Raw genomic sequence first — 12,346 nt, 5'->3', positions numbered from 1 at the left:
CCGATCGGTTGACCCCCGGGTCAACCGGTGCGGTGGGCGGCGGGAGCCGGTACGGGGACGGGGTGGCGGGGGGTTCGGGCCCAGGCTTGGAGCAGGGAAGGAGCCGGGCCGCTGAGCACCGCAGGCCCGCTCGCCGACCGCCCCGATGCCGTCACCGTGTCACCGTACTCAGGAGCAGAGAATGAACACCCGCACCCGCGTTCTCACCGGTACCGCCCTCGCCGTCGCCCTGGGCGCCGGTGCCTTCGGTGCCGTCAGCGCCAGCGCCAGCCCCGCCGCCAACTCCGCTCCGGCCGCCGCCGTCGCGAAGAAGGACGAGGTCAGCGACAAGAACTTCACCACCACCACGCACCTGACCATCGACGCCGCCACCCGCGCCGCCCAGGCGACGCTGCAGGCCGCTCAGGCCGAGAACCAGAAGGTGACCGTCGCGGTGGTGGACCGCAACGGCAACACCATCGTCACCCTGCGTGGCGACGGCGCCGGCCCGCAGTCCTACGAGTCGGCCCAGCGCAAGGCCTTCACGGCCGTGTCCTGGAACGCCCCGACCTCGGTGCTCGTGGGCCGCCTCGCCCAGGCCCCGAACCTGAAGGACATCCCGGGCACCCTCTTCCTCGGCGGCGGTGTCCCGGTGCAGGCGAACGGCGCCCCGGTCGCGGGCATCGGCGTGGCCGGCGCCCCGAGCGGTGACCTGGACGAGAAGTTCGCCAAGGCCGGCGTCGACGCCCTCGCCAAGTAGGCCGCCGAGTAAGTCGCCAAGCAGGTACCGAAGGTCTCCCGCTTAGGATCGAGTGCGTGGAACACCGTGCACTCTCCCGCCTCGCCGCCCCTGCCGTAGCCGCCCTGCTCGCCCTCACCACGGGGTGTACGGGCGGCACGGTCCAGGGGCGGCCCGGTGCGTCGGGGCTGCGCGATCCGTACTTTCCCAAGGCGGGCAACGGCGGTTACCGGGTCGACCACTACGCGCTGGACCTGGACTACGACCCGGCCGACGGGCGGCTGGACGGCACGGCCGTGATCACGGCCCGCGCCGATCAGGGGCTCAGCTCCTTCAACCTCGACCTCAGCGGTCTGAAGGTCGAGGGCGTGACCGTGCAGGGCGAGCCGGCCCGCCACAACCGCACCGGCAACGAGCTGACCGTGCGGCCCGTCGAGGACCTGAAGAAGGGCGAGGTCTTCCGCGTCGAGGTCGAGTACGGCGGCAAGCCGAAGACCATCGTGGACTCCGACTCCTCCGAGGAGGGGTGGATCGTCACGGATGCAGGTACGGATGCAGGTACGGACGGCGGCGCGGTCGCCGTCGGTGAGCCGGTCGGGTCCATGGCCTGGTTCCCAGGCAACCACCACCCGAGCGACAAGGCCACGTACGACATCACGTTGACCGTGCCGGACGGCTACGAGGCCGTGTCGAACGGGGAGTTGCGCTCCCGCACCGCCACCGGCGACGGGCGGACCGCGTTCGCGTGGCACAGCCCGGAGCCGATGGCGAGCTATCTGGCGACCGCGGTCGTGGGCCCGTACAAGGTGACGACCGGGAAGACGGCGTCAGGTGTCTCCGTCTACAACGCGGTGGCGCCGGGTGAGGAGGCCGGGAGCGCGGGCGTGCTCGCGCGGCTGCCGGAGATGGTGGAGTGGGGCAGCGGCCGGTTCGGGCCCTATCCGTTCACCACGGCGGGGGCGGTCGTGCTGCCGAAGGGGAGCCTGGGCTACGCGCTGGAGACCCAGACCAAGCCCCTCTTCCCCGGTGCGACGCAGGACGAGGAGCTCGTGCTGCACGAGCTGGCCCACCAGTGGTTCGGCAACTCGGTGTCGCCGAAGTCCTGGAAGGACATGTGGCTCAACGAGGGCTTCGCGACCTACGCCGAGTGGCTGTGGGCCGAGGACCACGGCGGGATCGGCGCGCAGAAGCGCTTCGAGGCCTTCCTGGCCGGCGACACGGACGTCGACGCGGGCGCCGACTCCGACTGGGACGCCTTCCCGCCCGCCGCCCCGCCCGGGCCCGAGCACATCTCGGGGAACCCGGTGTACTACCGGGGCGCGATGGTCCTGCACCGGATCCGGCAGGAGGTCGGTGACGCGAAGTTCTTCGACCTGGTGCGCGGTTGGGCCGCCGACCACCGGCACGGGAACGCGAGTACGTCCGAGTTCACCGCGTACGCGGAGGAGCGGACGGGTCACGACCTGGAGGAGGTCTGGGACGTCTGGCTGTACGGGCAGGCCCGTCCCCACTGACGCGGCGGCCGCTCGGAGGTCCCTGGTCCCTCAGAGGGCTTTGCGCATGACCGTGCAGTCGCGGCCCAGTTCGCGGTCCTTTGCGCGGCGCAGGGCCGCGTAGCCCTGGGATTCCCAGAAGGCGGCGGCCTTGGGGTTGTTGGCCAGTACGGCGATCCGCACGCCCGTCCGCCCGGCGTCTCGGAAGCGGTCTTCGACCAGGGTGGCCACGGCGCGGCCGTGGCCCTCGCGGTGTGCGGTGGCGTCGATGAGCAGCAGCCCGATCCACGGGTCCGGGTCTTCGGAGGCCGGATCCGGGTGTCGGGCGAGGGTGGCGGCGAGTCCGACGAGGCGGCCGGCGGAACGGGCGAGGAGGATCTCGGCGCCGTCGTGGGCGAGTTCGTCCGCGAGGGCGGCCGCGACCTGCTCGACCGTGATGCGGCCGGGATCGGGGAAGTCTCCGCTGAGCTCGAAGAAGGCGTGATTCGTCGAGTAGAGGGCGGCGATCTCGGTGAGGACCGGGCCCGGCAGTGCGCCGTCAACGGGGACGAGCGGTTGGAGGATCACCTACCGAACGGTAGCGAAGCCCCCTCCCCGGACGGCTGGGAGGGGGCTCCGCCACTGGTGTGGATCCGCTCGGATCCAGCGGATCCGAGCGGATCCGGGCGATCAGACTCAGACGTTGACGCCGAAGTCCGACGCGATGCCGGTGAGGCCGGAGGCGTAGCCCTGGCCGACCGCGCGGAACTTCCACTCGGCGCCGTTGCGGTAGAGCTCGCCGAAGACCATGGCGGTCTCGGTGGCCGCGTCCTCGGAGAGGTCGTAGCGGGCGATCTCGGCGCCGCCGGCCTGGTTCACGACGCGGATGTACGCGTTGCGGACCTGGCCGAAGTTCTGGCTGCGGGTCTCGGCGTCGTAGATGGACACCGGGAAGACGATCTTGTCCACGTCGGCCGGGAGGCCGGCGAGGTTGACGTTGATCGCCTCGTCGTCGCCCGAGCCCTCGCCGGTGCGGTTGTCACCGGTGTGGACGATGGTCTGGTCCGGGGTGGACTTGTTGTTGAAGAAGACGAAGTGACCGTCGGAGACGACCTTGCCGGTCGGGTTGACCGCGATGGCCGAGGCGTCGAGGTCGAAGTCGACGCCGGTGGTCGTACGGACGTCCCAGCCGAGGCCGACCGTGACGGCAGTGAGGCCGGGGGCCTCCTTGGTGAGCGAGACGTTGCCGCCCTTGGACAGGCTGACAGCCATGGAATGTCCCTTTCCTCATCCGACATGCACGCACATCACGTACAGGCGGCCAAATTACCGCTGACCCCTATAACGTCACGAGGGGGCTGGCGGGTTCCCGTGATGAATTCGGATGACGGAGCGGCGGCGGGCACGGATCATAGGGGGCATGCCTGGTCCTTATGTCATCCGCGGTTCGGTCGCGCTCCCCGAGGGGGAGCTCGCCTGGCGGTTCTCGCGTTCCTCCGGGCCGGGCGGGCAGCACGTCAACACCTCCGACTCGCGCGTGGAGCTCCTCTTCGACCTCGCCGCGACGAAGGCGCTGCCCGAGGTGTGGAAGGAGCGGGCGCTGGAGCGGCTCGCCTCGCGGCTGGTCGACGGGGTGGTGACCGTACGGGCCTCCGAGCACCGTTCGCAGTTCCGCAACCGGGAGATGGCGCTGGTCCGGCTGGCCTCGCTGCTGGCCGAGGCGACCGCGCCGCCACCGAAGGCGCGGCGGGCGACGAAGATTCCGCGCGGGATCAACGAGCGGCGGCTGCGGGAGAAGAAGGCGCGGGCCGAGACCAAGCGCGGGCGGACCGGGCAGGGCTGGTAGTCGCCTACTTGGCCTACTTGTCCAGGTGCCGGTAGCGGCCGCGGAAGTGGGTGAGGGGGGCCGAGTCCGGTTTCGGGAGGGCGGCCGTGAGGACGCGGCCGATGACCAGGGTGTGGTCGCCGGCCTCGACGCGGTTCTCCGTACGGCACTCCAGGGTGGCCAGCGCACCCGTCAGCAGGGGTGCGCCCGAGGCCTCGCCCCGGATGTAGGGGACGTCCGCGAAGAGCAGCCGGTCGCTGATCCGGCCCTTCATCGCGAACCGGCCCGCGACCTGGAGCTGGTGGTCGGAGAGCACCGACACCGCCCACAGCGGCTGCTCCGCCAGCAGGTCGTCCATCCGGGAGCCCTCGCGCACGCTGACCAGCACCAGGGGCGGGTCCAGGGACACGGACATGAAGGCGGTCGCCGTCATGCCGACGTCCTCTCCGCGCGAGCCGTCGGCCGTCAAGGGGGTCTCGTGCGCGGTGATCAGGCACACGCCCGCCGCCAGCCGGGACATGGCGGCCCGGAACTCGTCGTTGCTCACCCCCTCAGCATGGGGGTTGCCTCGGGGAAGGGTCGTTGCGGGGGTCGTCTTGGTCACGATCGAACGCTAATCTCGCCACCCCGTGCCCACATCCGGCCCCGGTCCGAGGCGTGCCCCCGTCTCTTGACCTAGGCCGCCGCGTATGTTTGCTCCCGGGAACGGCCGGGAGCGCTCCCGGTTGGTCGGGTCCTCGTCCGCCCTATTGGTCATCTCATGTGACTTGAGTCACAGAGGCCAAGATTTGTTGACCCTGTGTACCTGCCGCACAGCTCACTGTGATTCAGTGGACGGGACACCGCAACGAAACGCCGATGACAAACCTGGAGTTGCTGTCGAGGTCTCGGGGAGAGCGAGCAATGGAGACCGAGTCGGAGCCGTACGTCCGTCTTGCGACCCTGCGGCAGCTGCACCGGGTGGTGGCCGAGCTCAATACGGCCAGGAGCCTGGCGGACACTCTGCAGACCGTCGTGGACGGCATCGTCGTGGGCCTCGGCTACGAACTCGCCTGTGTCAACCTCGTACGTCCTGACGGTGACCTCGTCGTCGCCGCCTTCGCCGGCGACCCCTCCGCCGAAGCCCTCATCACCGGCCGCGTAGGATCCCGCGCCTCCTGGGAACGCCGGCTGACGATGGGCGAGAACTGGGACGGCCTCCGCTTCATCCCGCACACCGAGGGCTGGGTCCTCATGGAGGACGACGTCCCCCAGTGGCACACGGAGGGCCCCGAACCGCGTTTCGAAGACGAATGGCACCCCGAGGACCGGCTGTACGCGCCGATGCACGCGTCCGGCGGGGAACTCCTCGGTGTCATCTCGGTGGACCGGCCCCGCAACGGCCGCCGGCCCGGAGCCTGGGGCCGCGAGGCGCTCCAGATGTACGCCTTCCAGGCCGCGATCGCGATCAGCAACGCCCGGCTCCGCGCGAACATGCAGCGCGCCCTGGTCCGGCTGGAGCGCGAACAGCAGGCCCTGCGGGCCAGTGAAGAGTCGTTCCGCCAGGCCTTCGAGTACGCGCCCAGCGGCATGGCCATCGCCGAGATGGGCGGCGACCAGCACGGCCGGCTGCTGCGCACCAACGACGCACTGTGCCGGCTGCTCGGCCGGCCCGCGTCCGTACTGCGCCGGTACTCCTTCTCCGACCTGGTCCACCCCGAGGACATCGGCACCCTGCTGCGCACCTCCGCCGAGGGCGGCCGCGCTGAGCTGCGGCTCGGGCGGCGCGACGGCACGTACGTATGGGTCTCGCTCCGCAATTCCGTCGTGGCCGACGCCGCCGACGGGCCCCGCTTCCTGCTCACCCACGTCGAGGACATCGAGGAGCGCAAGCGGCACGAGCTCCAGCTCGCCCACCGCGCCAGCCACGACTCCCTGACCGGCCTGCCCAACAGCGCCGAGCTGCGCTCCCGGCTCGGCGCGCGGCTGTGTCGCCGGCCACAGTCCGTACGGGCCACCGCGGTCGAGGCCCTGGACGCCGCCTACGAGGGGCACGCGGTGCACGGCGAGGCGGGTGGTGCGGGTGAGCACGGCTTTCAACCCGACTTCCGGCCGGACTTCCGGCCCGACGGATCCGACGGCCTCGCCGCGGCCGACCCCTTCGAGTTCCCCGGGGCCCTGGTCGCGCCGGACGGCCCGTACGACCACCACGTGCACACGGTGGCGCCCGCGACGGACATCGACGACGGGACCAAGGGGCTCGCGGTGCTCTTCTGCGACCTCGACGGCTTCAAGTCGATCAACGACCGGTTCGGGCACCACACGGGCGACGCGGTCCTGATCGAGGTGGCGCGGCGGCTCACGACGGGCGTCAGGGACGGTGACACCGTCGCTCGGCTGGGTGGTGACGAATTCGTCGTCCTCGCGGACGGACTGGGCGCGGCGGACGCCGCCGACCTCGCGGTCCGGCTGCGCAACGCGATCATCCCGCCGATCCGCGTGGACGGCCGCGCGGTCCGTGTCGGGGCCAGTTTCGGCATCGGCTGGGCCAGCTGCGGCATGTCCGCGGACGAGGTGCTGCGCTCCGCCGACCAGCGGATGTACATCGAGAAAAGGTCGCGGTCCAAGGCGCATCGCAGGGCCGGCTGAGGCGATCTGTCGCCCGTATGCGCACCTGTTCGGGGTAGGCTCCCGGGGGTCGAAAGGAGTGACCTGCGATGACGACGCCCGCGAACAACGGACCGCACGGTGGGGCGAACAAGCCCGAGGACGACGATCCGTTCGGCTACCTCTACGAGGACGGCCAGGCCGCCGGTGCCACCCCGCCCGGTCAGGGCGGCGGATACGGCTACCCCGGACCCGCGGCAGGCGGTCATTCCGGCGCGCAGCCAGGTGTTCCCCGTACCTCCCACCACCAGGTGCGGACGGTCGGCGAGCGCAGGAACGGCGGTGGCCAGCGCGGACAGGTGCCCACGCAGCAGCCGCCCTACCAGGCCCAGACCGCCCAGTACCAGGCCCCGGAGGCGCTCCAGGCGGGCGGCTACGGCGTTCCGCCGCAGCAGCAGCCCCCGCAGCACCAGACCCAGACGATCTCGCACTCCGGCGGCCACGGCGGCCACGGTGGCGGCTCCAGCCGCAAGGGCATGCTGATCGCGGCGGTCGCGGTGGTCGTCGCGGTGGCGATCGGCATCGGCGCGGCCGTGGTCTTCGGCAAGGACGACGACAAGGGCAAGGACAACGCGACCGGCAACCAGCAGCCGACCGCCTCGCAGAACCCGTCGTCCCCGCCCCCGAGTTCCGAGCCGCCGGTGGAGGCCCCGCTGCCGAAGGGCGAGGCGGCCGGCGCCGGCATGGTGCTGAGCGGTGGCGCGAGGCCGGAGAACTCCGTGCCGGGTTCGAAGAGCAGCAGCGGCCAGTACGTGGGCGGTCTGAACGCGGTCGGCGCCGCGGCGACGTGGACGCTCGACGTGCCCAAGGCGGGCTCGTACAAGCTGAAGATCACCTACGGCGTCCCGGGCAAGGACGGCAACACCACGCTGACGGTCAACGGCGAGGTGCAGGAACGGCCGATCAACATGAAGAACTTCTCCAAGGCCGCCGAGGGCGACTGGGCCAAGGGCTGGACCCACACGTACTCGATCGTGAAGCTCAAGCAGGGCTCGAACACGGTCAAGATCTCGTGCGAGGCCACCAACCAGTGCGAGGTCGTCCTCGACCAGCTGTGGCTGGAGAAGAGCGCCGGCTGACGGGACCTAGTCGGCCCGTGTGACCTTCACCGACCCCCGTACCTCCTCGTAGGTGCGGGGGTCGAACTCTCCCGCCACCGGCGCGAGGACCGTGGCCGCCGACAGGGCGACCGCGCGGGTCAGGCGCTCCGGCCAGTCCAGGCCCTCCACCAGGGCGGACAGCAGCCCCGCGACCGCGGAGTCGCCCGCTCCGGTGGGGTTGCCCGAGAGCGGCCGCGGCGGGGACGCCTGCCAGCTGCCCCCGGCCGTCGCCGCCAGCAGGCCGTCCGGGCCCAGCGAGGTGACCACCGCGTGCGCGCCCCGCCGGCGGGCGTCGTGGGTGGCGGGCAGCGGGTCGCGGGAGCCGGTGAGCTCCGCCAGCTCGGCGGCGTTCGGCTTGATGATCTCCGGGCGGGCGGCGACCCCGCGGCGCAGGGCCTCCCCGCTGGTGTCCAGCAGCACCGGCACCCCGGCCGCGCGGGCCTGGCGCACGAGCACCGCGTACGCGCCCACCGGCACGCCCGGCGGGAGGCTCCCGCACAGGGCGACCGCCTCGGCGCCGGCCAGCAGGTCCTGGTACCGGGACAGGAACAGCGACCACTCCGCCGGGGTGACCAGCGGGCCGGGCTCGTTGAACTGGGTCGTGTCCCCGGAGGCCTCGTCGACCACGGCCAGGGTGCGCCGGGTGGTCTGCGCGCAGGGTACGAGGGCGTCGGTCACCCCGGGGGCCGCGGCCGCCAGCAGCTCCCGTACGACGGCGCCCACCGGGCCGCCCGCGAAGCCCGTGGCCGTCACCTCGTGGCCGAGCGCGGCCAGCACCCTGGCCACGTTGATCCCCTTGCCGCCGGGGCGTTCGGTGGTGGACGTGACCCGGTGCGAGGCGTGCGGGAGCAGCCGTGGCACGCGGTACGTGACATCGAGCGCGGTGTTGAGCGTCACGGTCAGGATCATTGGGCACCCCCGGGTCTGTTGCTGCCGGGATCATGCCAAAAGGAAGGCGGTCGGCCCAGCTCTCGGGGCCGACCGCCTTCCTCCGTACAGCCGCTTGGCCGTCAGGACACCGCTCAGGCAGTGGGGCTGACGATCCATTCGCCGCGCCGCATGACGCCCTTGACGTCGAAGGCGGCGTCCAGGACGACGAGGTCCGCGTACTTGCCGGGCTCCAGCGAGCCGATCTCGTCGTACAGGCCGATCAGCTTGGCCGGGTTGGCGGAGATCGCCTGCACCACGGACTCCACCGGCAGCTTGTCGAGGGTGACCGAGCGCTTGAACGCGGTGTCCAGGGTCAGCGTCGAGCCGGCGATGGAGCCGCCCTCGACGAGCCGGGCCACGCCCTCCTTGACCTCGACCTCCAGCGGACCCAGGTGGTAGGTCCCGTCGCCGAAGCCGGCCGCGTCCATCGCGTCGGTGATCAGCGCCACCCGGTGCGCGCCCGCGTGGTGGAAGGCCAGCTCCAGCATGGCCGGGTGCAGGTGCACGCCGTCGTTGATCAGCTCGATGGTGACCCGCTCGTCCTCCAGCAGCGCGGCGATCGGGCCCGGGGCGCGGTGCTCCATGCCGGGCATCGCGTTGTACAGGTGCGTGGCGACGGTCGCGCCCGCGTCGATGGCCTGGCGGGTCTGCTCGTACGTGGAGTCCGTGTGGCCGATCGCGGCGATGACCCCGTGCTCGGCCAGCAGCCGTACGGAGTCCAGGCCGCCCGGCAGTTCGGTGGCGAGGGTGAACATGCGCGCGGTGCCGTGCGCGGCGTCGACCAGCTTGCGGACCTCGGCCGGGTCGGGGTCGCGCAGCAGCTCCTCCTTGTGCGCGCCCTTGCGGCAGGCGTTGATGAACGGCCCCTCGAAGTGGATGCCCGCGATCTCGCCCTGCTGCGTGAGTTCGGCCAGCAGCCCCGCGCGCCGGGCCAGCTCGTCCAGTTCCCCGGTGACGGTGGAGGCGACCAGGGTGGTGGTGCCGTGCTCGCGGTGGGTCCGTACGCCCTTGAGGACCTCCTCGGCGGTGCCGGAGGTGAAGGAGGCGCCGCCGCCGCCGTGGTTGTGCACGTCCACGAAGCCGGGGACGACCCAGTGCCCCGACAGGTCGACGACCTGCGCGCCCTCGGGGGCGCTGCCGGCGATCCGCTCGCCCTCGACGATGACGCGGCCGCCCGCCACGATCCCGGTGGGCAGCACCACCCTGGCGCCGGAAAGAACGGTGCTGTGTGCGCTTCCGGACATCAGGCAGGTACCTCCGTGGCGAGTAGGTCCCAGGCGAGCAGCCCTGCGCCCAGGCATCCGGCGGTGTCCCCGAGGGCCGCCGGCACGATGTGGGGCAGCCGCTGGAACGTCACGCGCTCCTCCACGGCCGTCCGTAGTGGTGTGAACAAGGTTTCCCCGGCCTCGGCGAGCCCGCCACCGATGATCAGCGTGCGCGGGTCCAGCAGGGTGATCGCGGTGACCAGTCCGTCGGCGAGGGCGCCGACGGCGGCGTGCCAGACCTCCCGGGCGCGCGGGTCGCCGGACTCGACGGCCTTGGCGCAGTCGGCGGCGTCGGCCTCGGGGTCGCCGGAGGCGGCGGACCAGGCGCGGCTGACGGCGGAGGCGGAGGCGAGGGTCTCCAGGCAGCCGTGCTGGCCGCAGCCGCAGGCGGGGCCGCCGGGGCGTACCACGATGTGGCCGATCTCGCCCGCGTAGCCGTGGGCGCCGGCCTCGATGCGGCCGGCGATGCCGATGGCTCCGGCGATGCCGGTGCCGAGCGGTACGAAGAGGAAGCGGTCGGCGCCCCGGCCTGCGCCGATGCGGCCCTCGGCGAGTCCGCCCGTGCGGACGTCGTGGCCGAGGGCGACGGGGATCCCGCCGAGGCGACTGCCGAGGAGCTCGCGCATGGGGACGTCGCGCCAGCCGAGGTTCGCCGCGTAGACGGCGATCCCGTTCTCGGCGTCGACGATGCCGGGCACGGCGACGCCGGCGGCCGAGGCGGGCTCGCCGAAGCGCTCCCTGCCGGTGTCGAGGAGCTCGGCGGCGAAGTCCTGGATCGTCTCGACGACGGCTTCGGGACCCCGCTCGCGGCCGGTGGCGCGGCGGGCCTCGTGGAGCAGGGTGCCGTCGGCGGCTACCAGGGCGGCCTTCATCCCGGTGCCGCCCACATCGAGGGCGATGACGTGTTTCACGGGTTTCACAGGGACAGTCTCGCGTGCTCGGCGGGGAAAGGTCTAGTCCAGTGAGGGGGATTGTTGAGTGGCCATACAAATTCGGGACCAAGGTCGGGGGCCGGGTGCGGACGAGCCGTCGAAGTGGTGTAGACCTTACGTGGATCGTACGTACGACAAGGGGTGGATCGAGAACTGTGAAGGGCCGCTATCCGAGCCTCGCCGCGTCCGGCGCCGCGCTCTGCCTGACCGCTGTGACGCTGACCGGCTGCGGAGCCGTCGAGGGACTCGCCAAGGACAACGAGGTGACCCTCCGAGTCGTGGCGGCCGACTACGGGGACAATCCGCAGAACTCCTCGACGGCCTACTGGAAGGGCCTCGCCGACGGCTTCGAGAAGGCCAACCCGGGCGTGAACGTCGAGGTCAGCGTCTACTCCTGGTCGGAGGTCGACGCCAAGGTCGCCGCCATGGTCAAGGCCGGCAACGCCCCCGACATCGCCCAGATCGGCGCCTACGCCGACTACGCGGCCGCCGGAAAGCTGTACTCGGCCGAGGAACTGCTCTCCGTGCGGACCGAGGCCGACTTCCTCGAACCCCTCGCGGACGCGGGCAAGGTCAAGCGCGTCCAGTACGGGCTGCCCTTCGTCGCCAGCACCCGGCTGCTCTTCTACAACGAGAAGCTGCTGACGGACGCCGGTGTCATCGGGAAGGACGCCAAGGCCGGCTGGCAGCCGAAGAGCTGGGCCGACCTGGAGGCCGCGGCCAAGAAGCTCAAGGGCGCGGGCGTCCCCACCCCCTTCGCGGTGCCACTGGGCCGCGAGGAGGCGCAGGCCGAGACGATGATGTGGACCCTCGCGGGCGGTGGCGGCTACACCGACAACGAAGAGGGCTACGCCATCGACTCCGAGAAGAACGTCAAGACCCTGGAGTTCCTCCGCGACAAGATGGTCGGCCAGGGCCTCACCGGCTCCGTCGAACCGGCCAAGCTCGACCGGCAGGCCGCCTTCGAGGCCTTCACGCGCGGCGAGGTCGGCATGCTCAACGGTCACCCGACGCTGCTGAAGCAGGCCGCCGCCAAGGGCGTGAAGTTCGGCATGGTCGCCCTGCCGACGGCCGACGGATCCGCCCCCTCGGCGATGGGCGTCGCCGACTGGGTCATGGCCTTCAAGAACGGGCACCGCGACGAATCCGGGAAGTTCCTGGACTACCTGTACGAGCCGCAGAACGTGACGGCCTTCACCGGCACCTACGACCTGCTGCCGGCCACCACGAGCGGCTACCGGGCCATGGAGGCCGACACGGGGGGCTCCGCGGCGCAGCTGAAGACCTTCCTGACCGCACTGCCGAACGCCAAGCTGTACCCCGTCGGCAAGAAGTCCTGGGCGGGCGTCAGCGAGGACATCAAGCAGAAGATCGGCACCACCGTGCAGCCGGGCGGGCAGCCGGCGAAGGTGCTGGGGGAGATCGCCACGGAGGCGAGGGCGGCCGACGCGAAGTGAC

General features: G+C 71.7%; 12 protein-coding genes. 6 read left to right on the top strand and 6 right to left on the bottom strand.

Annotation, left to right across the window (positions count from 1 at the left end; all coding sequences use genetic code 11):
- The first annotated feature begins 181 nt into the window (after window positions 1-181).
- Both OG625_RS17285 and OG625_RS17280 read left to right on the top strand, forming a co-directional pair.
- Window positions 182-739 (top strand): GlcG/HbpS family heme-binding protein, encoded by a 558-nt coding sequence (locus OG625_RS17285; protein WP_329381459.1) that lies wholly within the window; start codon window positions 182-184, stop codon window positions 737-739.
- Window positions 740-795: 56 nt separating this feature from the next.
- Window positions 796-2,232 carry a M1 family metallopeptidase gene (locus OG625_RS17280; protein WP_329381455.1) on the top strand — a complete coding sequence of 479 codons (1,437 nt, stop codon included), beginning with the start codon at window positions 796-798 and terminating at the stop codon, window positions 2,230-2,232.
- A gap of 30 nt (window positions 2,233-2,262) precedes the next feature.
- Here OG625_RS17280 and OG625_RS17275 read toward each other — a convergent pair whose 3' ends face one another.
- Window positions 2,263-2,778, bottom strand: a complete 516-nt coding sequence (locus OG625_RS17275; RefSeq protein WP_329381452.1) for a GNAT family N-acetyltransferase — start codon at window positions 2,776-2,778, stop codon at window positions 2,263-2,265.
- 108 nt (window positions 2,779-2,886) lie between these two features.
- Window positions 2,887-3,462, bottom strand: a complete 576-nt coding sequence (locus OG625_RS17270) for a TerD family protein (protein ID WP_329381449.1) — start codon at window positions 3,460-3,462, stop codon at window positions 2,887-2,889.
- Between the two features lie 148 nt (window positions 3,463-3,610).
- On the opposite strand from OG625_RS17270, the gene arfB reads away from it, so the two are divergent.
- On the top strand, window positions 3,611-4,036 hold the full coding sequence (arfB, locus tag OG625_RS17265; protein WP_329381446.1) for an alternative ribosome rescue aminoacyl-tRNA hydrolase ArfB: 426 nt from the start codon (window positions 3,611-3,613) through the stop codon (window positions 4,034-4,036).
- 13 nt (window positions 4,037-4,049) lie between these two features.
- On the opposite strand, the gene OG625_RS17260 is transcribed toward arfB, so the two are convergent.
- Window positions 4,050-4,535 (bottom strand): flavin reductase family protein, encoded by a 486-nt coding sequence (locus tag OG625_RS17260; RefSeq protein WP_443067895.1) that lies wholly within the window; start codon window positions 4,533-4,535, stop codon window positions 4,050-4,052.
- Between the two features lie 383 nt (window positions 4,536-4,918).
- Here OG625_RS17260 and cdgB point away from each other — a divergent pair, with 383 nt between their 5' ends.
- Complete coding sequence (gene cdgB, locus OG625_RS17255; protein ID WP_329381441.1) at window positions 4,919-6,643, top strand: diguanylate cyclase CdgB; 1,725 nt, start codon at window positions 4,919-4,921, stop codon at window positions 6,641-6,643.
- 68 nt (window positions 6,644-6,711) lie between these two features.
- Window positions 6,712-7,740, top strand: a complete 1,029-nt coding sequence (locus OG625_RS17250) for a CBM35 domain-containing protein (protein ID WP_329381438.1) — start codon at window positions 6,712-6,714, stop codon at window positions 7,738-7,740.
- A 6-nt stretch (window positions 7,741-7,746) separates the two neighbouring features.
- Here OG625_RS17250 and OG625_RS17245 read toward each other — a convergent pair whose 3' ends face one another.
- The 3 genes from OG625_RS17245 to OG625_RS17235 all read right to left on the bottom strand — a co-directional run bounded on the left by OG625_RS17245 (window position 7,747) and on the right by OG625_RS17235 (window position 10,867).
- Entirely contained in the window at window positions 7,747-8,670 is a 924-nt protein-coding gene (locus tag OG625_RS17245; RefSeq protein ID WP_329381436.1) for a 1-phosphofructokinase family hexose kinase, read from the bottom strand.
- A 113-nt stretch (window positions 8,671-8,783) separates the two neighbouring features.
- Window positions 8,784-9,935: an N-acetylglucosamine-6-phosphate deacetylase gene (gene nagA / locus OG625_RS17240; RefSeq protein ID WP_329381432.1), complete on the bottom strand. Its 1,152-nt coding sequence runs from the start codon at window positions 9,933-9,935 to the stop codon at window positions 8,784-8,786.
- Window positions 9,935-10,867 (bottom strand): ROK family protein, encoded by a 933-nt coding sequence (locus OG625_RS17235; protein ID WP_329390737.1) that lies wholly within the window; start codon window positions 10,865-10,867, stop codon window positions 9,935-9,937. The genes nagA and OG625_RS17235 overlap by 1 nt, the downstream gene beginning before the upstream one ends.
- A 176-nt stretch (window positions 10,868-11,043) precedes the next feature.
- Between OG625_RS17235 and OG625_RS17230 the strand changes: the two genes are divergently transcribed.
- Entirely contained in the window at window positions 11,044-12,345 is a 1,302-nt protein-coding gene (locus OG625_RS17230) for an extracellular solute-binding protein (RefSeq protein ID WP_329381429.1), read from the top strand.
- The last annotated feature ends 1 nt before the right edge of the window (window position 12,346 follow it).

The sequence above is a fragment of the Streptomyces sp. NBC_01351 genome (genome assembly GCF_036237315.1).
In the GTDB taxonomy this organism is placed as follows: domain Bacteria; phylum Actinomycetota; class Actinomycetes; order Streptomycetales; family Streptomycetaceae; genus Streptomyces.
This window is presented reverse-complemented; position numbering and strand designations above follow the sequence as displayed.